Genomic DNA, 25029 nt, shown 5'->3' on the forward strand with positions numbered 1-25029 from the left:
CACGCGCCGCGGTGCGGGGTGGGCGGAACGCGCTGGTGTAGAGTTCTGCCAGCTGTCACGGCCGGAGCTGGTGGAGGAGCGGGCGATGGAACTTTCGGGCACGGTCCCGGACCCACTCAGCGGACCGTCCGGCCACCCAGCCGCCCGGGCCGACGACGGGCTCTCCTCCTACGCCACCGGCGAGCGGGTGGTCATCCGCGACGAGGAGTGGATCGTCCGTACGGTCTCACCGGCCACCCCGGGCGTGCGGCTGGAGGTCACGGGCGCCTCCGAGCTCGTGCGGGACCACGAGGCCACCTTCTTCTCCGCCATCGACGAGGTCCGGCGCCTCGACCCGCGTCAGGTCCGCCTGGTACCGGACACCTCCGGGGCGTTCCTGAGTACGCGCCTGTGGCTGGACGCCGTCATGCGCCGCAGCCCGGTCCCGGTGGCGGACACCCGCGTGGTCGCCGGTCACCGCGCCCTCCTGGACCACCTGGACTACCAGCTGCGCCCGGCCCGGACCATGCTGTCCAACCTGCGCCCGCGCCTGCTGATCGGCGACGCGGTGGGCCTGGGCAAGACCCTGGAGATCGGCATCGCCCTGTCCGAGCTCATTGCCCGCGGCCGCGGGGACCGCGTCCTCGTGGTCACGCCGCGCGCGGTCCTCAAGCAGTTCCAGCACGAGATGTTCACGCGCTTCGGCATCCCCCTGGTGCGCCTGGACTCCGCCGGCATCCAGCGCGTCCAGCGGGACCTGCCCGCCGGACGCAACCCCTTTGCCTACTTCCACCGGGTGATCGTCTCCATCGACACCCTGAAGAACCCGCACTTGTACCGCCACCACCTGCGCTCCCACCGCTGGGACGCCGTCGTCATCGATGAGTGCCACAACCTCATTAACCGCGGCACCCAGAACAACGAGCTGGCCCGGATCCTGGCGAGGAACTCCGACGCCCTCATCTTGGCCTCGGCCACGCCCCACAACGGCAGCGCGGAGTCCTTCGCCGAGCTCGTCTCCCTGCTGGACCCCACGGCGATCGCCGACCCCCGCTCCTACTCCTCGGCTGACATCGCCCACCTCTACGTGCGCCGCCACCGCGGCAGCCCGGAGGTGCGCTCCGAGATCGCCGACCGCTGGCGCGAGCGCCTCCAGCCGACCATCCACCCGGTGGCCCCCGGCGCCGCCGAGCGCGAGGTCATGGCCGAGCTGGACTCCGTGTGGCTCCACCCCGCTGGCGGGTCCGCCCCCGTGACCGGCCGGGGCCGCACCCTCTTCCCCTGGACCCTGTTCAAGGCCTTCCTGTCCTCCCCGCAGGCCCTGCGCTCCACTATCGCCAACCGCCTGCGCACCCTGTCGGGCGCCAACGGCACCGCCCAGACCGCTGAGCAGTGCGCCCTGAGGCGCCTGGACTCCCTGACCGCCCAGGTGACTGCTCCGGCCAAGACCAGGGTGCTCACCTCCCTCCTTAAGGAGCTCGGCGTGGGCCGGGACAGCGACACCCGTGTCGTCGTCTTCTCCGAACGCATTGACACCATTGAGATGCTGGCGCGCGAGCTCCCCGGCCGCCTGCACATGCCCAAGGACGCGGTCCGCACCCTCTACGCCAGCCAGTCCGACGACACCATCCAGTCCACTGTGGAGTCCTTCGGCCAGAAGCGCTCCCCGATCCGGGTGCTCCTGGCCTCGGACATGGCCTCCGAGGGCCTCAACCTGCACAAGCAGTGCCACCTGCTCGTGCACTACGACGTCCCCTGGTCCTTTATCCGTCTCCAGCAGCGCAACGGGCGCATCGACCGCTACGGGCAGCGCCACGCCCCCGCGATCCACGCCCTGGCCCTGGCTGACGAGGAGGCCACGAGCGAGGTCCGCGTGGTCACCTCCCTGCTCACCAAGGAGCACGAGGCCAACCGCGCACTGGGCGACGCCGGGGTGCTCATGGACCTGGACGTCACCGAGTACGACGGCGGTCTGGAGGAGCGCACGGTCATGGACGCCCTGGCGCGCGGGCGCACCGTCGAGGACGTCTCCGCACCCCCCGCCAGGGTCGTCGCCGACAACCCGTTCCTGCGCGTCGCCCTGGGGCTGGCCGGAGACGCGCCCGGGGGCGGCGCACCGGCGGGTACACGGCCCCCCGGCGCGCAGTCCCCGGACGTGCGGCCCCCGGTGGCGCGCACGGACCACCACCGTGACGGCGCGTTGAGCGGCACCGCTGAGGTGGCGCGCCTCTTCGCGGATGACGACGACTACGTCGCCGCGGTCCTGCGCGGGACGATGACCCCTGCCGAGCGCGAGGAGCTCCAGGTGCGCCGGGACAGCAAGCACGACCTCCTGGAGCTGCGCACGGACTCCGCGGTGGCGCTCCGCTCGGGTCTGCGCACCCGTCTGCGCAACCTGCCACGGGAGCTCGTGCGCGGCGAGGACTCGGTCCTGGACGCCATCGCGGTGACCGGCTCGGGCCCGCTGGCCGAGAGGCGCCTGCAGGCCGCCCAGGAGTCCACCAGCTCCGGTGACGCCTGGCCGGACGTCCAGTTCCTCACCCCCGCTCACCCGGTGGCCGAGTGGGCGGCCGACCGGGGCCTGGGCGTCACCGAGCGCGGCACCGCCCTGGTGGTGACCGGCGAGGTCGACCAGCCCACCTACCTGACGCAGGCGACCTGGGCCAACGGCGCCGGGCAGGTGGTCATTGCGAGCCTGGACGCCGTGGGCGTGGCACTGGCGGACACCGGGCGAGGCTCCCGGGGAGCCGGCGTCGAGGACGCGGGGCGCACCGGCTCGGCCAGTGCGTCCGTGGTCGGGGTCGAGGACATGGTGACCCTCCTGCGCCGTGCGGGCCTGGACGACCGCGCCATTAATACGGGCGCGCTGGAGGAGGAGCTCCTGGAGCGGCTGCGCCCGGGCGTTCCCGTGGCACTGGACGCCGCCACCACCGCCTTGCGCAGGCGCCGTGCGGAGTTCGAGGGCGACTTCGACCAGCGCCTGGCGGCCGACCGCGAACGCCTGTCCGTCTGGCACCAGGAGAGCCTGGATCACCTGACCCTGCCATCGGTCTCCCGTGCGAGACGGGAGCGCATTGAACGCACGGCCCAGGGCATTGACGACCTCATCACCTCCATGCAGGTGACCGGGGAGCCCCATGTCTGGTTGCTAGCCGTCATCGTCCCCAGGAGCATGTGATGGACGACGTCATTGTCAACGACACCGAGTTCCTCTCCGCCCACTGGCTCGCCGAGGGCTTCCCGGCACGACTCTCCGGCCTGGTCAAGGGCTGGCGCGCACAGGCCAGGACAGGCGGCGCCGACCCCCTTCACGGGCTGCTCTCAGTGTCGGGGGACTACCTGCGTGCCGTCCACCAGGCCCTGGACGCCACCGAGGGGACCGGCGGCGCGGTGGCCGGCGGTGTGGACGACGCGGCCAGGCAGGCCTCCGCCCGCCTCCTGGCCCCCGCCCACGACCGCCTCCTGGGGGCTCTCGGCCTCCTCCCTGAGCCCGGTGCCGCCGGTTGCGAGGAGGCCGCTGCCGCCCTGGAGACGAGCCACCGCACCGAGCTGGTCACTCTCCAGGGCGAGCGCGAGCTCGTGGTCCCGGTGCTGCTGGACGTGCGCGGCCCCGGGGGCCACGCCCTCGTGGTGCTGGAGGCCTGCGCGACGGACGGGATCGGGGACCTGCTGGCCGAGGAGCAGGCGCCAGGCGGGGCGGCGGACCAGGCGGTGCCCGGGACCGGAGGGCTCGTGTCGCCCCTGAGCCGCACGAGTGCGAGCGGCAAGCCGGAGGCCGTCTTCACCGTGGCCCGGGCCCTGTCCGAGCTCTTCGCCTCCGACGCCACCGCCCGCTACGCCCTGGTGCTGGCAGGCCGCTGGGCCCTGCTCACCGACGCCCCGCGCTGGTCCGAGGGCCGCTACCTGGCCCTGGACCTGGTGACCGCCATGGAGCGCCGGGAGGCGACGACGTCAGGCGGCCTGGCCCGCGTGGCCGGGCTCATGAGCGGCGAGGTCCTCCTGCCCACACCCGAGGGCACCACCGTCATGGACTCCCTGACCCAGGACTCCACCAACCACGCCGTGGGGGTCTCCGCCGAGCTGCGCGACGGCCTGCGCCGCAGCGTGGAGATCGTCGCCGGCGACGTGGTGCGCTCCATGCGCGAGGCCGGGGAGGACGAGGACCTCCTGGACCCGGACCTTCCGGACGAGCTGGCCCGCCAGTCCCTGCGCTTCCTGTACCGGCTGCTCTTCCTCCTGTTCGCCGAGGCCCACCCGGAGCTGGGCGTCCTGCCCACGGCGTCAGACGACTACGCCTCGGGCTACGGCCTGGACCGGCTGCGCGACCTGTGCCTGGAGGAGCTGCCCGCCTCCGCCGCGCGCACCCACCACATCCACGCCTCCCTCGACATCCTCTTCCGCCTGGTGTCCGGCGACGTCCCCGGCGTGCAGGAGATGCCGGTGGAGGACCTGCGCGCGGACCTGTTCTCCCGCTCCCGCACCTCGCTCATTGACGGCACGGACGGCCGGGTGCGCCACTGGCTCTCCGACGCCGCCCTCCACCGGGTGCTCCGCCTCCTGCTGCTGTCCACCCCCACGGGCAAGGGATCACGCGGGGCGCGCAGGCGCGGCGGGTGGATCTCGTACGCGAACCTGGGCATTAACCAGCTCGGCGCCGTCTACGAGGGCCTCATGTCCTACTCCGGGGTCCTCACCACCCAGCCGATGGTGGAGGTCGCCAAGGGCGGGGACGCCTCCAAGGGCTCCTGGCTGGTGCCCGAAGCGAGCTCGGGCCGCTACGCGGACTCCGACATTGTGAGGGTGACGGACCCGACGACGGGGGAGAGACGCATTCGCCGCTACGGCGCGGGGGAGTTCGCCTACCGCCTGTCGGGACGCGACCGTGAGCGCTCCGCCTCCTACTACACTCCCGAGGTCCTCACCCAGTGCGTCGTACGCCACTCCCTGGCCGAGCTCTTCACTGAGGACACGACCGCCGCAGAGGTCCTGGGCGTGCGCGTGTGCGAACCCGCCCTGGGATCAGGGGCCTTCGCCAACGAGGCCGTCAACCAGCTCGCCGAGGCCTACCTGGAGCGCAGGCAGAAGGAGCTCGGGCAGACGATCGACGCCGACCGGCTGCCCGCCGAGCGGCGCCGCGTCAAGGCGTGGATCGCCCTGCACCGGGTCTACGGCGTGGACCTCAACGCCACCGCCGTGGAGCTGGCCGAGGTCTCCATGTGGCTCAACGTCATGCAGCCCCACCTGGCCGCCCCCTGGTTCGGCCTCCACCTCAGGCGCGGCAACTCCCTCATCGGGGCCCGCCGCGCCACCTACGACCTGGTCGCCCTGCGCAAGGCCAGGACCCTGCACAGCAAGGAGGTCCCCACGGACCAGGGGCTGGCCGCCGTGCCCCTGGGGACCCTGGGCACCGGGCAGGTCCACCACTTCCTCCTGCCCTCAGCCACCTGGGGCGCCGTGGCCGACGCCAAGCAGGCCAAGGAGCTCGACCCGGCGGGTGCCAAGGCCATGAGGACCTGGCGCAAGACCATGCTGAAGCGGCCCGACCACCGCCGCGATGACGTGCTGCGCCGCGACGCCAACGCCGCCCTGGTCGAGGCATTCCTGGAGAACGAAGCCGCTGATCAGCAGGCGGCTTCCGCCCCGGTGGCACCGGTCGGCTCAGCCGGTGCCGGGACAGTCATTACCGAGGCGCTCTTCGGCGGCGAGATCCAGCAGATCGACCTGGCCGAGCAGGCACGCAGGACCGATGAGGACAGACGCCGCAAGGCGGAGAAGGAGCTGCGCAGGCGCACGGTCAGGCGAGCCAGCCAGGAGGAGCGCCTGATCGCCCTGGCCGGGCGCGTGGAGAGGCTCTGGGCTATCGCGGCACGGCGCCTGGAGGTCAGTGAGCAGGAGGCCTCCCGCCGCATTGAGGTCTGGGGGATGCCCGACGCCTTGCAGGCCCCGCCCTCCACAGTGACCCGTGAGCGCATTGAGAACGCGCTCGCGGACCCCGACTCCATGTACCAGCGCCTGCGCACCGTCATGAACGCCTGGTGCGCCCTGTCCTTCTGGCCGCTGGACAGGCGGCAGGAACTGCCCGACTGGAGCGAGTGGTTGGCCACCCTGGAGGACATCCTGGGCCTGGACTCCGTGCAGACGGCTGACAGCGAGCGCCTGGTGGATCAGGCGGGGTTCGACGACCTCGACCTCATTGAGCGCACCGAGCGCGCCGAGACCGGTATGCGCTCCTCCGTTGAGTTCCAGGTGCTGCACCCCTGGCTCGCCACCGTCCGGGAGATCACTGAGAAGGAGGGATTCTTCCACTGGGAGCTCGACTTCGCCCAGGTCTTCACCCGCGGCGGCTTCGATCTTCAGGTCGGGAACCCGCCGTGGGTGCGGCCTACATGGAAGGATAACGAGACTCTGTCCGAGGCGGATCCCTGGTTCATGCTCGAGCCAAGGATCCCCGAGAAGGCCTTTTCCGCAAGACGCATTGAAGTTCTAGGTTCTCATAATGAACGCGCCTCTTATCTTGCGGATTTGACGTCCATGGCGGCTATGTCTTCAGTGCTTGGGTCGCCTGTGGAACATTCGGTTCTTGCTGGAGTTCAAACTAATCTTTATATGCTCTTCATGGAGAGAACGTGGCGTTCAATGAATGGTCATGGAATTGCGGGACTGGTTCACCCTGAGGGGCACTTTATGGACCCCAAAGCCGGGACATTGCGTGGGGCGACGTACCGCAGGCTGAGACGACATTGGCAGTTCTTGAACTACCGTTACTTGTTTCCAGAAGTCGATTATTGGGCGATTTTCGGAGTTCATGTATACGGTGTTGCGCGGGTTCCGGATTTTATGCAAGTGACCGATTTGCTGTCGGCTGGCACCTTGGACGACTCTTTTGTGACGTCAGAATCCAACGTAAAGCCAGTGACAAAGTTTCCGAGTGGCGATTGGGATATGCGCCCGCATCCGGCTCGTATCGTGAAAGTTGATGAGAGTGTGCTCCGCGTCTGGGGTAGACTCATTGACGATTCGGGCGTCCCCGCATCCCAGGCTCGGTTGATGCGCCCGTTGCTTAAGGATCACCAGAACGTCCTTGAGGTGCTGGCGGAGAGTGCTGCGATTGGCGAAAATGTCGAGGTGTCTCCTGCTTGGCATGAGAAGAATGCTAAACAGGATGGGACCATGGCGTGGCGCACGGAGGTGCCGGGTTCGTGGAACGACGTGATCCTACAAGGACCTCACTTTTATGTGGGTACTCCTTTTGCCAAGAATCCTCGTGAGGTTGTGAAGCACAACTCCGATTATGATCCATGGGATCTGGAGGAGCTTCCTGAGTTTTGCGTCCCTCGCACCAACTATCAACCCGCTGTGGCCCGCGAGCAGTACGAGGCCCGCGTTGATCGCTGGAGTGGAGTGCCCTCTTGGGACTACTGGCGTGTCGCAGTGCGTAGCATGACTGTTCCCGGGCTCGTGCGCTCACTGGTCCCGGCCCTCATCCCTGTAGGCGCAGCGCATGTCAACGCCGTACACTCGTGTACGGCGTCGACATGCGCTGCGCCTGTCCACGCATGTCAACGCGAAGAATCGCCGCAAAGCGACGATTCTTCGGGGGAGTTCTCGGCGGGGTTTTCGCCCCGTCCGGAAGACGCCCTCGCAACCGTCCTCATGTGCGGTCAATGGTGCTCGCTGCCGTGGGACTACCTCGTCAAGGTATCCGGGCAGACGCATGTTCACCCGGAGTTCATTGAGAAGCTCCCCGCCCCTACCAAGCACCCGGCCTGGCGCTACCTGCTGCTGCGGACGCTTCGCCTCAACTGCCTCACCCGGGACTTCGAGCCCCTGTGGAAGGCCCTCGCTCCTCTGACGGACCCGGAGGATGCGTGGACCCCCGCCTTCGCCGACTGGCCCGCCCTCGCCGTCGGCAAGCGGGCGCGGGCCGAGGCCCCGCACCCTGCTGACCCGGGCGCGGGGGAGGAGCCCATTACCTGGGACCACGCGGGCGACCTCGGCCTGTCCACCTGGACCATGGACACGCCCCTGCGCAGCGACTACGAGCGCCGTGCCGCCCTGGTGGAGACCGACGCCCTGGGCGCCATCATGCTGGGGCTCACCGCCGAGCAGCTCTGCCTCATCTACCGCGCCCAGTTCGGCGTCCTGCGCAAGTACGAGCACACCATGTGGTTCGACGCCCTGGGCCACCAGATCGCCAGGCACCACCAGGCCTACGGCGTCCACCAGGACAAGACCGACTACCCCACCCTCATGTCCTACATCCAGGACATGGAGAAGGCGGGGCTCGACCCCTGCGCCGACCAGCCGCCTGAGACCTGGTACGAGGACGGCCCCTACACCGACTTCCTCTCCCGCTACGAGGCCCCCTTCACCAAGGCCGACCGCGAGGCCGAGATGACCGCCGCCCACGCCGAGTTCTGCCGCCGCCTCGCCGCCGCCGGCCTCACCGACGCCGCTGGCCGGCCCCTGGGGGATGCTGGCCAGGGCGCACAGAAGGGGCGGCCCGGGTCATGACGCTAGAACCAGTGCGCCGAGACCGTGTCGGTGGGGCCGCTTATGATGCGGACGTGGCTGACCTTGATCGTCTTGCGCTCGTCCTGGCGGTGACCCGTGCGCCCGCCCGGGACGTCAGTCAGCCCGAGCGTGTCCTGCGTCTGCTGGAGACCCGCGACCCGCAGGCGGTCCTGGACGAGCTGCGGGGCGGCGCCGTAGAGCTCCCCCTCGGCCCTGACGCCCTGGTGGAGGCCGCCCGGCAGGATATCCTAGATGCTGTCTCGCGCCTAATTGAAGATCGTCGAACTCTAGCAATAAGATGGTAACATTATGATTGCTCGATCGGACGCTTTGAGAACAGGCGGCTGGTAATGGGCACCTCTGCACCGTCCCGGGGCAGGCACGCCGCCTTCACCCCCAGCCTGCCGAGCCTCCTGGCTGAGGACGTCCGCACCGGGCTCGTGGAGTACCTGTCCACCACGTACTCCCTGGCCGACCCGGCCGCGCGCAACGTCCTGGCCGCCTTCCTCGACTCCTCCGAGCACGGCATCTTCCGCGGCCCCTACCTGAGGCTGCGCCCGCCCTTCCGCAGCGTCGCCCCCACCTGGGCCAGCCCCCTGAGCTGGATGCCCGCCGGGTTCACCCCCTACCTGCACCAGGCCCGCGCCTTCGAGCGCCTGAGCAGCCGCGACCACGCACCGCGACCCACGCTGGTGACCACCGGCACCGGAAGCGGCAAGACCGAGGCCTTCCTCCTGCCCCTGCTGGACCACGCGCGCCGCGCCCACGGCAGGGGCCCCAGCGGCATTACCGCCATCATCCTCTACCCCATGAACGCCCTGGCCACCGACCAGGCCCGTCGCATCGCCCAGACCGTCAGCAGCGTCCCCGAGCTGGACGGGGTTCGCGTCGGCCTCTACATTGGCGGTGACGGGCACCACCGCGTCATGAGTGCCGAGCACGTCATTGACCACCGGGACACCCTGCGCACCCACCCACCCCACATTCTGCTCACCAACTACAAGATGCTCGACCTGCTCCTCATGGACCCCCGCCACGCGGACCTGTGGCGCGGCGCCGGGCAGGATCTGCAGTACCTCGTCCTGGACGAGTTCCACACCTACGACGGCGCCCAGGGCACCGACGTCGCCATGCTCCTGCGCCGCCTCGGCGCTGCCCTGGGCATCGCCCGGCCGGGGCGGCCCCTGGGGGACGTCGTCCCCGTCGCCACCTCCGCGACCCTGGGCGACCTCACTTCCTCGCGCTCCCCGGACGGCCGCCCCGACCCGGGCGGCGCTAACGCGGCCACCGCCCCCATGCGGGACCTCGCCCGGACCGTCTTCGGACGCCCCTTCGAGGCGGACTGCGTCATTACCGAGGACCGCCTCACCCCCGACGAGGCCTTCCCCGGGCCGGGGGAGAACGCCACCCGGATCTTCCCGGACCCGGGTGACATCGCCGCCGTCAGCGCCCCCACGGACGCCGCTGGCTGGAGGCGTCTGGCCCAGTCCGTCCTCGTCACCGACGACGGCAAGCCCGCCACCGACGACCTCTCCGACCCCGTCGCACTGGGCCAGCGGCTCACCGGGCACGCCGTGGGACAGACCCTCCTGAGAGTCCTGGGCACGCGCCCCGTCACCGTCGACGAGGCCCTCATGGCCCTGGGGCGGGCGACCATGCGCCCCTGGTACTCCACCGACCCCGCCACCCGCAGGGTCGGCGTCAGCGCCCTCAGCCGCCTCCTCGCCCTCGCCTCCTACGCCCGCACACAGGATCCGGCCACAGGACGCCTCCGCCCCCTCATCGACGTCCAGGTCCAGCTCTGGGTCCGCGACGTCCACCGGCTCCTGCGGGAGGTCTCCACCGAGCCCTCTTTCACCTGGTGGACCCCCACCACCGTGAAGGAGGAAGGCGCCACCTTCCTCCCCGCCGTCTACTGCCGCTCCTGCGGCGCCTCCGGCTGGGCCGCCTTGAGGCCGGGTACCGCCGAGCGCCACACCGAGGGCGCCCTGAACGCCCACCACCTGACCATCTGGCAGGCGGGCGTCTCCTCGACCGACCACTCCCGTCTGCGCTACCTCATGCGCGCCGCCGACCCTGAAGGCGCTCACCTCCTCGACCCCTCGGGTCCCGCCCTCCTGCGCCCCTCCCCGGACTTCGATGCCCACCAGCGCTTCATCCCCGTCCACCAGCCCCTGACCGGGGACGACGCGAGGCGCGACACCTGTCCCGCCTGCGGCACCCGGGACGCCGTCCGCTTCATGGGCACAGCCGCCTCCACCCTCCTGTCCGTCGCCCTGTCCCAGGCCTTCGGCTCCACCCACCTGCCTGACGAGGAGAAGAAGACCCTCGTCTTCACCGACTCCGTCCAGGACGCCGCCCACCGGGCCGCCTTCATCGAGGCCCGCGCCTTCCGTTTCAACCTCCGCTCCGCTCTCTACCGCGCCGCCCGCGCCGCCGGAGGACGGACCACCCTGGAGGACCTCTCCCACAACCTCGTCCCGGCCACGACACGACGCCACGAGGACGACCAGGAGCTCTACCTCCTGGCCCCGCCGTCCCTGGTACGACGCATGGGCTGGGACCGGGACAACACCTGGCTCGCCGCGGACAAGGGCGGGGCACGCCACAAGGCCGTCCGGCAGCGCCTCGCCCAGGAGGCCCACCTGGAGGCAGGGCTCTTCGCCCGCCTCGGACGCACCCTGGAACTGACCGGCTCCTGGAACGTCGACGTCGACCTCACCGGTGAGGACCTCTCCGACGTCGCCGATATCCTGCGCGAGTCCCACCTCAACAGCGCAGGCTACGTCCCCGGGACCCAAGCGCCCCGACGCGCCTACGAGCAGTGGCTCCTCGGGCTCCTGGACCACCTCCGCCTGGCCGGAGGCATCGCCCACCACTGGTTGAATCCCTACCGCGACCAGGACGGACGCACCTGGCTCGTCGGAGGCGGCGCCCGCCACCGGGCCATGCGCCGCTTCGGCCCGCGCAGCGCCCGCCCCGGGTTCCTCACTACCGGCAGGACCGACAAGGACAGCGACTTCATCACCCTGAACGGCGCCCCCACCACCTGGGCGGGGGACTGGACCCGACGCTGCCTGGACGTCAGCGACGGCCCGACGGACGGCTCCGCGGGGGCCCTCCTGCGCGAGGCTGCCGAGCTCCTGGCCGGCCGGGGCGTCCTGGACTCCCGGTCAACGCCCACCGGCCGCACCTACGGGCTGAACCCGAAGAGACTGGTCATCGACACCCGTGAGGCCGCCAGGCTCGTGTGCGACCGCTGCCGTCAGGTCCTCACCGTCGCCCCGGAGCGCGAAGCCGCCTGGACGGGTGCCCGGTGCACCCGGTGGCACTGCACCGGGACCCTGGGCCCCGCCCCGGGCCAGGCTGCCTCAGAGGGCGGGGTGGGGCAGGGCGCCGACTACTACCGCGCCCTCTACACCCAGGGACGCCTGCGCCCCATCAAGGCCCGGGAGCACACCGCCCTCCTGGACCGCCAGCGCCGCGAGGAGCTGGAGGAGGCCTTCGCCCGCTCCGACACCGGCACGGACCCCAACGTCCTGACCTGCACACCCACCCTCGAGCTCGGCGTGGACATCGGGGACCTCTCCGTGGTCTGCCTCGCCTCCCTGCCCCGCACCACCGCCAGCTACCTCCAGCGCGTGGGCCGCGCCGGCCGTAGTGACGGCAACGCCCTCGTCCTGGCCGTCGTGCGCCCCACCACCCGCACCATGCCCTACCTCGAGGAGCCCGCTGAGCTCCTCGACGGCGTCGTGCGGCCCCCGGCCGCCTACCTGCGCGCCACCGAGCTCCTCACCCGCCAGCTCACCGCCCACGTCCTGGACACCGCCGTCCCCGATTCCGTCCCCGCGCCGCCCGGCAGCATCAGGACGGTCTTCGAGCAGTGGCGCGACGCGCGCCGCCCCGGTCCCAGCGGCACCGGGGGAGAGGCCGCAGACCCGGCGCCCTGCTGGCTCGACACGTTCACCGGCTACGTCTCTACCCACGCCGAGACCCTCGTCGACTCCTTCCTCGCGCTCTTCCCTGGCGAGGTCGCCCCCGCCCGTGACCACCTCATCGCCCACTGCCGCGTCGGCCTGCCCGCCGCCGTGGACAGGATCGCCAGCCGGTGGAACGCCGAGACCCGTGCCCTGCGTGAGCAGAGCGAGCAGACACAAGCCAGTATCAACCGCCTCCTCGCTCTCGGGCACCGCGACGAGGCGGACGAACGCGACCTCGAGCGCCTCCGCGGGGAGGCGAGGGCACTCCGCGGCCGTCAGACGCGCCACCTCAACGACCCCGAGATCAACGAGACCTTCACCGCGCTGGGACGCGAGGGCCTCCTGCCCGGCTACAACCTCCTGGACGACTCCACCACCCTGGAGGCGCACCTGTGGTGGCGCGGCGACAGCCAGGACAGCGCCACCTCGGACATCCAGAACGTCGACTACGAGGTCACCCGCCCCTCGACCACCGCCCTGAGCGAGCTCGCACCCGGGGCCAGCTTCTACGCCTACGGCCGCAAGGTGGTCGTGGACGCCATTGACCTCAACGCCGACGAGGCCGCCGCGGGCCTCACCTGTGTCTGTCCCGCCTGCGGCTGGTCCGGTCCCAGCCCGCGGGCGGAGGGCTGCCCCCAGTGCCACAGCCTCGGCGTCACCGACGTGGGTCAGCGAGTCACCATGAGGCCTCTGCGACGGGTCTCCTCCGTGGCGAGCATCGAGGACACCACCATCACCGACTCCATGGAGGAGCGCTCCCGGCTCGCCTTCGACATGGCCTGGGGCGTGGACCCCCAGGACTCCGTCACCTCCGCCTGGCGCCTGAGCGACTACACCTTCGGCGTGGAGCACCTGAGCCGGGCAGTCGTCCGCAGCTACAACCTCGGCCCGCTCTCACGCCCCGGACCCGGCCTTGTCGTCGGCGGCACCGAGCACCAGGCCCCGGGCTTCCTCACCTGCACCATGTGCGGCGTCGTCGACCTGCGTGAGGGCAGCAACGCTGGTCAGGCCGTGCGGCACCGCGGCTTCTGCCGCACCCGCCGGGGCGAGAAGGAGAAGTGGACCCGCGTATACCTCAAGCACGAGCTCACCACCCAGGCGCTGCGCGTCCTCCTGCCCGAGACCGCCCTGGACGACCCCGCCGAGCTCGTCGCGCTCGAGGCCGCGCTCATGCTCGGCATCCGACTTGACCTGGGCGGGGACCCGCAGCACCTGGATATCCGCGACGTGCCCGGACGCAGCAAAGGCGTGCCCACCCGCTACCTGGTGGTCGCCGACACCGTTCCCGGCGGCACCGGCTACCTCGACCGCTACGCCGACCCCGAGGCCCTGCGCGGCGTCCTGGACCAGGCCCTCACCCACCTGCGCTCCTGCCGCTGCGCGGGCAGCAGGGACGGCTGCCACCACTGCGTGCTCGGCGTCCTTCCCACCGTGCACCTCGAGCTGGCCTCACGCCGTCGCAGCATCGAGGTCCTCGAGAACCTGCTGGAACCGTGGGCCACCGAGAAGATCGACTCCCTGGACGACATCACCGTCCAGGCCCAGCCCGAGTCCGTCCTCGAAGCCCGCTTCCGCCGCTACCTCGCCGCCTGGGCCGAGGCCCACGGCGGCAGGGTGACGCCCGTCGACACCGGTGACGGCTACACCAGCATGCGCCTGACCGTCCCGTCCGCCGACGACACCGACCTCATCGGGTGGGTGGTGCGCGCCCAGCGCCGGGTGCGGGGGACCATCCCCGACTACACCCTCTCCAGGGAGGACCACCGTGGCGCCACCGTCAACGTCTACCTCGACGGACGCGCCTTCCACGCTGGCCAGGGAGGTCTCAACCGGCTCGGCGACGACGCGCGTCTCCGCCACGACCTGCGCCAGAACGGGGAGCTGGTCGTCTCCCTGACCTGGGACGACGTCGAGGAGGCCCAGCGTGAGCTCGACAACCCCGCCAGGGCGGTGCCGGCGCCGTGGATGAGCTCGACTGTGCGCACCGACGTGGCTGCCCGGCTGGAGGATCCGCGCACCACGGCCCTGTGGTCCAACCCGCTGGACCTGCTCACAGCCATCCTCCAGGACCCCGACAGCGACCTGTGGCAGAAGGCGGCCGCCGCCGTCGCCGTGGCCCTGGCGGGCAGCCACCAGGACCCCTCCCTCCCGCCCTGCTACGTGCCCGCGGACGCCCTGCCGGCGGCCATTGACTCCCTGGGCGCCGGCACCCCCGTCCCGACCACCGGCTCCCAGGACGTTCTCCTCCTGCCCTGCCGCACCGCAACGGGCCTGCCGATCGTCCTGTCTGTGCAGGACCCCACCTGCCCCGAGCACAGCGTGAGCGCCTACCTGCGTCTTCCCGACGCCGACACGGACGTCGTCCGGCCCGGCTTCGCCGAGCTGTGGCACGACTGGCTCCGGTGGGGCAACGTCCTCCAGATGCTCGGCATCTCACCCGCGCACGGCTCCACACCCCCGCGGGAGGCCTGCGCCTTCACCGCCTCCACACCCACCATCCTGAAGGCCCCGCCCGTGCCCGCCACCGCGGCGCCCGCCCACGGTACTAAGGCGGAGGAGCCGGAGACACCGCCCCCGCCTGGCCCCGGTGGGACGGAGGACGCCGGGCAGGCCGCGGCGTGGGAGGAGGTCCTTGACCTTGTCAGCAGCAAGCTCCGCCTGTGCACGGAGGCGCTGCGACACCGCGGGGCGAGGCTCCCCCTCGTGGGGGAGGAGGTCGGGGACGACCGCGTCAGCTGGCCCATTGAGCTCCTCTGGGACGACGAGCACCTCGCCGTCGTCGTGGACGCTGACCCCGAACGCGACGACTACCTCCGGGCGCGGGGCTTCACCGTCCTCAACGCCTTGGATACCGCGGATCGTGCTACCGATCTCATTATGGCTCACCTCGCAGGAGAGAAATAATGCCCATCATCTTTATGACACGGCGCTTCACCCGCCAGGTCGACAAACTGGACGGCACCCTCAGGAGCAGGGTCCTGGCCTTTATGGCCAAGATCCAGACCGGGCGCCCGGGCCTGAACATTGAGTCGCTCAAGAACGCCGCGGACCCGCGCGTGCGCACCGCCCGCGTCGACCGCAACCACCGCGCCGTCATGATCCAGGCCGGGGCCGACGTCTACGGCCTGCTCGCCGTGGACACGCACGACAAGGCGAACAAGTACGCCGAGCACGTCACGATCGGCGTCAACACGGCAACCGGGGCCCTGGACATCTTCGACGCCGATGCCGTCCGAGCCTCCCGGGAGCTGGAGGCCGAGGATGCTGCCGCGAGCCGTCCCGCTGCCGGGCAGGACGCGGATAGAACGGGCTCACCGGATAAAGCCAGTACCGCGAGTACGCAGCGGGTGAATGACGCGGAGGCTGCTGCGGCGCCGACGGCCCCCGCGACGTCGTCGCCCCTTCACGGATGGGATCCCGCTGTACTGGTCGAGCTGGGGATACGGCAGGACTCCGCCGAGGAGCTCGTGGCCGCCCGGACCAAGCAGGATGCGGAGTCCGTCGCAGAGGACCTGCCCCTCACGCAGGGCGTCATTGTCCTCGACCTCCTGGCGGGCAAGGACGTCCAGGCCGTGCGCGAGGAGTACCTCGTCGTCGGGGAGATTGACACGGACGACCTCGTTGAGGCCATGCGCCGCCCCATCTCCCAGATCGTCTTCGTCGACGCCGAGGACTCCGCGGCCGTCCAGGCGGCCTTTGAGGGGCCCCTGGCGGCGTGGCGCGTCTGGCTCCACCCGACCCAGGCCTCTCTCGCCCGGCACACGGGCTGGAACGGCCCCTACCGGGTCACCGGCGGCGCCGGGACCGGCAAGACCGTCACCGCCATTCACCGTGCGCGCTTCCTGTGCGAGCAGACCGCCGGGCGGGCCACCGGGCTGATGCCCGCGGTCCTCCTGCTGACCTACACCAAGAACCTCGCCACCACGATCGGCACCCAGCTCGACACACTGGCCGGGCAGAGACTGGCGGGCAGCCGCGTGGGGGTCCTGACCGTGGACGCGCTCGCCCACCGGGTCCTGCGGCAGTCCCCTGAGGGAGAGAAGTGGCTGGACGGACGCCGAGCACTGACTTCCAGTGAGTACAAGGACTACGTCGCGGATGCCGCCGACGGGATGACGGGTCTGCCAGCGGGCCTCGACCTCGCCGAGGAGATCGAGTCCGTCATCCTCACGGGGGCCATAAGCAGCCGGGACGACTACTTCGCGACCCCGCGAGTAGGTCGCGGCTCGCGCCTGTCCCGACGTCAGCGTCTTAGCGTGTGGAAGGCCTATGAGCGGCTTACCAACGCCCTCGATATTGACGGCCGCTACCTGTGGTCGCAGGTCCCGCACCGGGCTGCTCTTCTCCTGGGCAGCGACCCGGATATCGCAGAGCGCCTGGGAATCCGGTACGTCGTGGTTGATGAGGCGCAGGATCTCACCGCCGCGCACTGGCGTCTTCTGCGTGGCGTCGTCCCCCCGGGGCAGGATGACCTCTTTATCGTCGGCGACGCCCACCAGCGCATCTACGGGCGCCCCGTCCCGCTGAGCCGTTTCGGCATTAAGACACGGGGGCGCTCGCGCAGGCTTACTGTCAACTACCGCACCTCCAAGGAGATCCTCTCCTGGTCCCTCGGCGTGGCTGACCCCGACGCCGACGACCTCGACGAACAGTCCGACACTCTCCGCGGCACCCGCTCGGTCTTCTCCGGTCCACCGGTGGACCGGCCTGGTGAGGCGGGGCTGCCGTCCGACTCTGACGCCGCCCTGACCGAGTGGCTGCGACGCCTCGTCAGTCCGGACCAGGACAGGCCGATGAGGTGCCAGGAGATCGCCGTCGTGCGTGTCAGCCGCGAGGGCGTGGAGGACACTGTGGGGCTGCTCACCGAGGCGGAGATACCTGCCGTCGAGGTCGGACGGACCACCAACGAGGAGACCCTCCCTGACGCCGTCCGCGTCATGACGATGCACCGCGCCAAGGGCCTGGAGTACCGGGCGGTAGCGGTGCGCGACGCCTCCGCCCTGCGCACCAGGGACGACCGTCGCGACCGCAACCTCGTCTACGTCTCCGCCACCCGCGCCCGCGAACGCCTCCTCGTGTGCTGAGCGTCCCGCCCATACGAGTACGCTGGCACGTGCTGTCAACGGCGAGATGACGAGACCAGATCCGGCCTGCCGACCGGCCTAATAGTGGTTGAGGCGCCCTCGATCGTTGTTGTTGTCACGTTCAATAGGGTCGTAGGCTGTCTGCTGCGCAGAGCGCAGGATACCTGCGAGGTCTGCTAGGTTGGAGTCCTCCAGCATCGCCGGATTGCGCACCATGCGCTCGATAATCGCAGAGAGCTCCTCCCGAGGGATTTTCGAGAGTATCTGACTGACGTCGACCGTGTCCTGTGCGTCGACGATGCGGGCATTGAAGACTTTCCGCATTTGTTCGTCGCTATAGGCGCGGGCCGCAATCGCGGCCAATACGCGGGCTTGAGCTTCGGCGCTTGACATCCGAGGGGGTTCGGGTGTGTCGGTCTCAACGATGGGGTTTCCTCTCTCGAGACTTTCCCATGAATTCCCGTGCTCGCATCGCCGGGGATGGATCTTGGAAGTCTGTGTGGATATGAACGGAAAGACGGTATTCTTCCACCATCTCTTGACACGCGGCTTAGCTCGTTCAATGCCGATGGTAATCAGATCAGAGATGATCTCGGCAATCATCTGCGCGCGTTCTTCCTGCTCCTCCGTAAGCTGATATTCGTCGTTCGAGGAATACGTCGTCTCGGTGGCGTAGTACGTTTCGGATTCGAATTCGTTAACGGGAACGAAGCGAGCGCTGCCTCTCAGGTGACCGTCTGCGTCGTAGAGATTCTGGTGCCATCCGCCCTCCTTCTTCTGTCCTGGAGTTAGATCGTCGTCATCCCATTCGTAGTAACCGGCTTGGCGTCCCATGTCTTACATCCTACCGCGGGAGGGGGGGTGGCGAGGACATGGAGACAGGCACACAGTAGCGGTCTTTGGGCGAGGGGACGCATCGCGCACCCGGTGCAGGTGGTTCATGGGTTCCCTGGTGGGCGCTGTCGGGCCCCAGGTCGTCGCGTGTTGAGGCGGTGCAGCGCCCAGTCCGACGGCCGGATGCTCATTGTCACCAGCGCCAACATGTCGGCCAGCGCCGCGGAGCACAATGTTGAGCTCGGCCCGCGCCTGGAGGACCCGGTCCTGACCCACGCCGTCGAGGAGCGCATGCGCGCCCTGGAGCCCCTGCCTCTATGAGCGGGTCCGGCCCTGCGCAAAGGGTGTCGACGATTGACAACGGCTCGGCGGCAGTGCAGTCTGATCACCGTACGGCGGAGCGGCCTACGCCGTACGGCCCTTACGTAGGGCTCTTCGAGAGGGACTTGGACGATGAACCTGTTTGAGATGACCTTCCACGTGGAGCACGTCGACGACAGCCTGGTTGACATGCTCATCGACGACTACGAGGCGACGGTCGGCACCGATCACACCGGCCACGAGTTCGTCACCGTGCTGGCGGAGGGGAACAGCTTCGACCACGCCGCCCGCACCATGGTGACCGAGCTGCAGTGCCACGGCCTGCGGATCCGGCGCCTGGTGCCGGATCTTCTTACCCGCTCCGAGATCGCCGCCCGACTGGGTGTGACACGCCAGGCCGTCCAGAACTGGACCTCCGGCAGGCGCCAGAGCGGCTTCCCGCTCGCGGTCAACCCCGTCGGCGGAGGCGTCTGGTCCTGGCACGACGTGTGGTCCTGGGCGCTCTCCCACGGGCAACTCGTTGACGATGGTCCGTGCTACCCCACTCAGGTCGAAACAGACATTATTAATGCCTGGATTGAGTCGGACATCATGGTCTCCTGGACCCGTCGGCCGGAGATGAAGACCTCCTCCACCATTACCGTTCCTGTGCTTAAGGAGCAAGTGTGAGCAACTACAGACGACGTACCGTTATCGGTACGGTTGCGTGCGCCGCGCTTGTCCTAGCCGGGTGCTCCCGGTCGCAGGACGAGAGCTATAAGGACGACCGCTTCGCCCCGTTCAGTGAGTACGTCCCCCAGAAGCTGGAGGTCAAGACGGACCTGGAGTCGGTGACCAGCCGTATGCCCGGCCTCCGCCCCTCCGCTGCCCACTGGGTAGGACAGTACCAGCAGGACCAGAGGGAGCCTCTTCCCTACCCGGATCGTCCGTACTGGTTCCACGCTGTCATTAGTATTGAGCATGACAGTGCTCGTGTCCTCGAGGAGGCCTCTGCCGGCCCCGCTGACATCCTCCCTGCCGTCTACCCCGACCTCCACCAGTACGTCCCCGAGGGCTGTGCTTTCAGTACTGTTCCCGCAAAGACGGCTGATAAGCTCCTTGACGTCGAGCACGCACAGCTGGACTCGAAGTCGGAGTGGTTCGCCGTCGAGGAGCTCGTAATATCGTCCGGCTGCGACCTCATTATTATGCGGGGAATGGTGTACCGCGCCTAGGCCTCCCGGCTGCCGTTCCCGGCCCGCCCCCGGCGCCCCCCGGCCGACACGATCGGCCCCCACGTCACAGGCCCGCACGTCACGGGGCCCGCGGGACCGTAGGCTTGGACCATGGACCTACTCATTGTCGCCGTAGCGGGGCTGCTGGTGATCGCCGGGGCCACCCAGCTCAGCGACCGGGTCAAGGTGGCCCCGGCCCTGCTGCTCCTGGGCCTGGGGATCGTCGTGGGCTTCCTACCCGTCGTGCCCGCCATCGAGATCGAGCCGGAGATCATCCTCGAGGGGGTCCTGCCGCCCCTGCTCTACGCCACCGCCGTGAGCATCTCCACCATTAACTTCCGTCGCGAGCTGGCCCCCGTGGCGGTCCTGGCGGTCCTGCTGGTAGCCGTCTCCGCCGCCGTCATCGGCGCCGTGCTCACCCTCGTGGTCCCCAGCCTCTCCCTGGCCTGGGCCGTGGCCATGGGAGCCGTCCTGAGCCCCACCGACGCCGTGGCCATCTCTATAGCCCGGCGCCTGGGCGTCTCCCAGCGCATTATCACCGTCCTGGAGGGCGAGGGCCTGCTCAACGACGCCACCGCCCTGGTGGTCCTGTCCTCCGCCGTCGCCGCCGCCACGGCCGGTACCGTGACCGTGGCCGGGGTGGTGGGCGACTTCGCCACCGCCGTCCTGGTGGCCCTGGTCGTGGGCTGGGCGGTCGGAGAGCTCACCCTGCACCTGCGGGCCCGTATCACCGACGCCTCGGTGGACACGGTCGTCTCCTTCACCATCCCCTTCCTGGCCGCCCTCCCCGCCGAGCACCTGGGCGGCAGCGGGCTCGTGGCCGCCGTCGTCGCCGGGATGGTCACCGGCCACCGCTCCCCGCGCCTCCTGCCCCCCGACCACCGTATCGCCGGGCAGGAGACCTGGCACACCGTCGAGCTCGTCCTGGAGGGGTTCATCTTCCTGGTCATGGGCCTCCAGCTCTTCGGCATAGTCGAGGAGGTGTCCGCCGCGGGCCCCAGCATTACCACCGCCGTCTGGCTCGCCGTCCTCGCCGGAGGGCTGACGGTGGCGGTCCGGGCCGCCGTCGTGGCCCCCATGCTGGCCTGGCTGCGACGCCGCGCCGAGCGGCACGCCACCCGCTGGGAGGAGATGAGCGAGTCCGTCCAGGCCTTTGAGAGACGCTGTCAGGCCATTGCCCACGGCGAGGTCCCCGAGGAGATGCAGATCCCCTGGGACCCGCACCGGCGCGGGATCAGGCGCCGCCTCAAGCGGGCGCTCCAGCTGCACCACCTACCCACCAGCCCCGAGCGCACCCAGCGTCGCGCCTCCCGTGCCGTGGGCCGGATCCGCCGCCGCGGCGCGGATATGGAGTACTACCGCGACGAGCCGCTGGGCCTGAGGGAGGGCGCTGTCATCGTCTGGGCCGGGATGCGCGGAGCCGTCACCCTCGCGGCTGCCCAGACGCTGCCCGCCTCGGCCCCCAACCGCTCCTTCCTCCTCCTGGTCGCCATCCTCGTGGCCGCGGGATCCCTGGTGATCCAGGGCCTGACCCTGCCGTGGATGGTCAAGGTCGTGCGCCCCTCCATGGACGGGCCCGCCGACGAGAAGGAGCGCAGCGAGCTCATCCGCCTCCTGATCACCGCCGCCAAGGAGGTCATTGCCGAGCGCGACAGGGGCCCCGCCGTCCCGCCGTCCCACCAGCTCGCACCCGGGGAGGTCATTGAGCACGACGAGGGCCCCGCCGGGCCGTCCGGCCCCGCACCGGAGCCCGACGCCTCCCAGCAGGCCACGGGGACGGTGGTGGGAGTCGTCCCGAGGAGCACCTCGGACCTGACCACCCACATTGTGCGCAAGGACAACGGCGACTACGTCGTCTCGGCCGCCCTGACCACGGAGGCGTGGAAGAACTCCGAGGCCCACCGCCACGAGATCGCCGCCGCCCGGGCCACGACCCTGGACATGATCCGCGCCCAGCGCGAGGCACTCCTGGACGCCGGGGAGCTGGGCCTGTACTCGGCGGGCTCCATCGAGTACGCCCTGACCCGCCTGGACTACGAGGAGATCATGCTGACCTCCCAGCCCAGGTGAGGCGTCCCGCGGCCGTACCCGACCGCAGCCACGGCCCGGCCCGCCGGGCGGCTTCCCCCGAGCACGCACCGCTATAGACAGGCGACGCCCGGCCCCGGGGGAGGGGCGGCTACCGCCCCACCTCCACCCGGCGCGACCACCACTGGCCCACCTCGGGCGGCGGACCAGCCGGGTCCCAGATACCGGGAACCGTACGACCACACTGCGGACAGGTTCCCTGCGGGGTGATCCGGTAGGTGGTGACGTGGTAGCCCGCCCGGTCCACCAGGAGGGCCCCGCAGCCGGCGCAGCGGGTGGTGGCGCCGTCGGCCAGGCGCACATTGCCCAGGTAGACGTGCGCCAGCCCGGCGTCGTGGGCGATGTCCCGGGCCCGCACCAGGGTGGAGGGCGGGGTGCGGGCCACGTCCAGCATGCGGTGGGCCGGGTGGAAGGCGGAGAAGTGCACCGGCACCTCGACCCCGAGCTCGGCGGCGACCCAGGCGCACTCGGCGGCTATCTCGGCGTCGGAGTCGTTGTACCCGGGGATGAGCAGGGTGGTGATCTCCAGCCAGGTCCCCAGGGCCCGCACCTCCACCAGGGTGTCCAGGACGTCGGCCAGGCGCGCCCCGGTGACGCGCCGGTAGAAGTCGTCGGTGAACCCCTTGAGGTCGATATTGGCCGCGTCCACGGCCCCGAAGAGCTCCCGCCTGGGGGCGGGCTCGATCCACCCGGCGCTGACCGCGATCCCCAGGAGCCCGACGTCGTGGCAGGCCCGGGTGACGTCAATGGCGTACTCGGCGAACACCACCGGGTCGTTGTAGGTGAAGGCCACGCCCACGGCGCCCTCCCGCCCGGCGGCCCGGGCCAGCGCGGCGGGGGAGGCGCTGGCGGCGAGCGTGTCCACGTCCCGGGAGGTGGAGATCTCCCAGTTCTGGCAGTACCTGCACGCCAGGTTGCAGCCCGCGGTGCCAAAGGACAGGACCGTGGAGCCGGGCAGCACGTGCGCCAGCGGCTTCTTCTCGACCGGGTCCAGGACGAACCCGGAGGAGCGCCCGTAGGTGGTCAGGACGATGGCGTCCCCGTGGCGGGCCCGCACGAAGCAGAAGCCCCGCTGCCCGTCGCGCAGGGTGCACCGCCTCGGGCACACCTCGCAGCGCAGACGCCCGTCGGGCACCGGGTGCCACCAGCGCGCCCGGTACTCCTGGTCGACGCCGTCCCCGTCCACGGCCGGGCTGGCCCCCGGAACCGGGTCGGTGCGCTCCTGGCCCAGGTCGTAGCGTGGGCCGGCCCCCGGGACCGAGCTGGCGCGCCCCGGCACGGCGCCTACGTGCCCCAGGTCGGGCACGCCCTGGTCGTGCTGGTCCGTCTGCGAACGGCTGTACCGGTCCCCGCGCTGGTCCGCGGGGGCGGGCGGCGTCGCCCGGTTCACGGGGCACCGTCCACCGACGTGCCCGGCTGGCTCCCCGGTCCCGGCTGGTCCCCTGGTCCCGGTCGGCCTCCCGGCTCCGGCTGGCCCTCTGGTCCCGGCGTGCCGGCACCCGGGGCGGCCTCCTTCCAGGCGGTGACCGTGTAGGTCTCGACCACCACGTCCGGACCCCAGTAGCCGGGTGGGAGCCCGGCCTTACGGCGCAGGAGCTCCAGGAAACGGGCCGGGTCGGGCAGGTCGGACCACACCTGGGGCAGGAAGGTGGCACGGTGTCCGCTGGCGCTCAGGACCACCCCGTCCACGCCGGGACGCAGCCTCGCCAGCAGCTCCGCCTGGCTGCCCGCCTCCAGGGGCGCGGGGGCCGAGAGCACCGAGACCTCCAGGCAGACCGCCCCCAGCTCGACGGCGGTGAGGGTGGGAAAGCGGGGGTCCCTGGTGGCGGCCGTCACAGCGTTGTCCTCCACGTCCGCACGCAGGGACCGGTAGGCCCTCAGTGAGCCGATGCAGCCGCGCAGGGCGCCGTCCAGGGTGAGGGTGACGAAGCTGGCGCCCTCCTCCTGGAGCCAGGCGGCGTCGGCCCCGGCGGGGGGCGGGGCGGTGTGGGGGACCCCCAGGCGGCGGGCAATGGCCTGCCGGGCCAGCGGGAGCAGGACCAGGCCGGCTTGGGCGGGCGGCGACGGGGCGGGTACGGGTGTCACGGTCGCCTACCTACCAGCGCCGTCGGCGTCCCGGGAGCGCAGGGCGACGGCGCAGTAGCCCACCACCCTCTCAGGGCTGCCAATGGTGTCCGCGGAGGTCGCCGTGCCCAGGAGCTCGGCCTCCAGGTGGCGCTCACGGGCGGCCAGGAGCAGGGCGTTGACGCTGGTGGCCCCGCACGCCTGCGCGTGGGTGACGTCGGGGTCCAGCGCCAGGATCCGGGCGACCGTGCCCGCGTCCACCTGGCGTGCCCTGGCCAGGGGCAGGTAGTGGGACAGGTCGGAGCTGACCACCACGAGGCTGCCCGGGTCGCCCAGGAAGAGGCGGACCGCCTGTGCCGCCTGGGCGGGGGAGACCCGCCCCACCGCCAGGGGTACCACGGGGACGCCCGGCAGGACCGTGGACAGGAAGGGCAGCTGCACCTCCAGGCAGTGCTCCTCGGCGTGGACGTCGGGACGGGTCACCACCAGCCCCTCCTCCTCCAGGGCCGCCAGCTGCGGGGGCACCTCCACCTCCACCGCGCCCAGCGGGGTGTCCATGGCCCGGCACCCGGGCAGGGCCATGGCGCGTACGCCCACCCGGTGGGTGGGGCCCAGCATGACCACCCGCTCAAGGCGCCCGCGCAGGGACCCGGCCAGCGCCCAGGCCCGGGCCGCCGTCGGCCCGGAGTAGACGTACCCGGCGTGGGGCACGATCAGGGCCGCCAGACCGGACGGGCTGGTACCGACGCGCCCGTCCCCGGCGCCGCACCCGTCCCCGGCGAGGTCGGCGCGCGCCTGCTCCAGCATGGCCTCCACCTGCCCGCGCAGCCGGGCGGGCTCGGCCGGGTAGAAGTAGCCCGCCACCGCGGGCGGGCGCACTGGCAGTGCTGTCTGGCTCACGGGAACGCTCCTTGTTCGTGCGCCTGGACTGTGGCGGTCTTCCCAGGATAA

13 protein-coding genes are annotated in these 25029 nt (G+C 70.7%); 9 read left to right on the forward strand and 4 right to left on the reverse strand.

Features of this window, described 5'->3' with window-relative positions; all coding sequences use genetic code 11:
* Positions 1-85: 85 nt before the first annotated feature.
* From C3V41_RS02085 to C3V41_RS02105, 5 genes are read left to right on the forward strand one after another with little or no spacing between them, the layout of a single operon-like run.
* Complete coding sequence (locus C3V41_RS02085) at positions 86-3157, forward strand: DEAD/DEAH box helicase (RefSeq protein ID WP_106108899.1); 3072 nt, start codon at positions 86-88, stop codon at positions 3155-3157.
* Positions 3157-8493, forward strand: a complete 5337-nt coding sequence (locus tag C3V41_RS02090) for a hypothetical protein (protein WP_106108900.1) — start codon at positions 3157-3159, stop codon at positions 8491-8493. The genes C3V41_RS02085 and C3V41_RS02090 overlap by 1 nt, the downstream gene beginning before the upstream one ends.
* A gap of 53 nt (positions 8494-8546) precedes the next feature.
* Complete coding sequence (locus tag C3V41_RS02095) at positions 8547-8798, forward strand: hypothetical protein (RefSeq protein ID WP_106108901.1); 252 nt, start codon at positions 8547-8549, stop codon at positions 8796-8798.
* 45 nt (positions 8799-8843) lie between these two features.
* Positions 8844-15377 carry a DEAD/DEAH box helicase gene (locus C3V41_RS14135; protein ID WP_106108902.1) on the forward strand — a complete coding sequence of 2178 codons (6534 nt, stop codon included), beginning with the start codon at positions 8844-8846 and terminating at the stop codon, positions 15375-15377.
* The gene (locus C3V41_RS02105) at positions 15377-17557 is read left to right on the forward strand and encodes a UvrD-helicase domain-containing protein (protein ID WP_106108903.1); all 2181 of its coding nucleotides are present in this window, start codon (positions 15377-15379) and stop codon (positions 17555-17557) included. Before C3V41_RS14135 ends, C3V41_RS02105 begins: the two co-directional genes overlap by 1 nt.
* A 78-nt stretch (positions 17558-17635) precedes the next feature.
* On the opposite strand, the gene C3V41_RS12725 is transcribed toward C3V41_RS02105, so the two are convergent.
* Positions 17636-18391, reverse strand: coding sequence for a hypothetical protein (locus C3V41_RS12725; protein WP_129591457.1), 756 nt, complete (start codon positions 18389-18391; stop codon positions 17636-17638).
* A 147-nt stretch (positions 18392-18538) separates the two neighbouring features.
* Between C3V41_RS12725 and C3V41_RS13015 the strand changes: the two genes are divergently transcribed.
* From C3V41_RS13015 to C3V41_RS02125, 4 genes are all read left to right on the forward strand, one after another.
* Positions 18539-18712, forward strand: a complete 174-nt coding sequence (locus tag C3V41_RS13015) for a hypothetical protein (RefSeq protein WP_165271565.1) — start codon at positions 18539-18541, stop codon at positions 18710-18712.
* Positions 18713-18844: 132 nt separating this feature from the next.
* On the forward strand, positions 18845-19381 hold the full coding sequence (locus C3V41_RS02115; protein ID WP_106108905.1) for a helix-turn-helix domain-containing protein: 537 nt from the start codon (positions 18845-18847) through the stop codon (positions 19379-19381).
* Positions 19378-19926: a hypothetical protein gene (locus C3V41_RS02120; protein ID WP_254423646.1), complete on the forward strand. Its 549-nt coding sequence runs from the start codon at positions 19378-19380 to the stop codon at positions 19924-19926. The genes C3V41_RS02115 and C3V41_RS02120 overlap by 4 nt, the downstream gene beginning before the upstream one ends.
* A gap of 111 nt (positions 19927-20037) precedes the next feature.
* The gene (locus C3V41_RS02125) at positions 20038-21996 is read left to right on the forward strand and encodes a cation:proton antiporter (protein ID WP_106108906.1); all 1959 of its coding nucleotides are present in this window, start codon (positions 20038-20040) and stop codon (positions 21994-21996) included.
* A 109-nt stretch (positions 21997-22105) separates the two neighbouring features.
* Here the strand turns inward: C3V41_RS02125 and amrS are convergent, their stop codons facing one another.
* From amrS to amrB, 3 genes are read right to left on the reverse strand one after another with little or no spacing between them, the layout of a single operon-like run.
* Positions 22106-23404, reverse strand: a complete 1299-nt coding sequence (amrS, locus tag C3V41_RS02130; RefSeq protein ID WP_254423647.1) for an AmmeMemoRadiSam system radical SAM enzyme — start codon at positions 23402-23404, stop codon at positions 22106-22108.
* The gene (gene amrA, locus C3V41_RS13345) at positions 23401-24099 is read right to left on the reverse strand and encodes an AmmeMemoRadiSam system protein A (RefSeq protein ID WP_217350946.1); all 699 of its coding nucleotides are present in this window, start codon (positions 24097-24099) and stop codon (positions 23401-23403) included. The genes amrS and amrA overlap by 4 nt, the downstream gene beginning before the upstream one ends.
* Positions 24100-24105: 6 nt before the next feature.
* Positions 24106-24978 carry an AmmeMemoRadiSam system protein B gene (amrB, locus tag C3V41_RS13350; protein ID WP_217350947.1) on the reverse strand — a complete coding sequence of 291 codons (873 nt, stop codon included), beginning with the start codon at positions 24976-24978 and terminating at the stop codon, positions 24106-24108.
* Between the last annotated feature and the right edge of the window lie 51 nt (positions 24979-25029).

It is taken from the genome of Actinomyces sp. oral taxon 897, from assembly GCF_002999235.1.
In the GTDB taxonomy this organism is placed as follows: Bacteria; Actinomycetota; Actinomycetes; order Actinomycetales; family Actinomycetaceae; genus Actinomyces.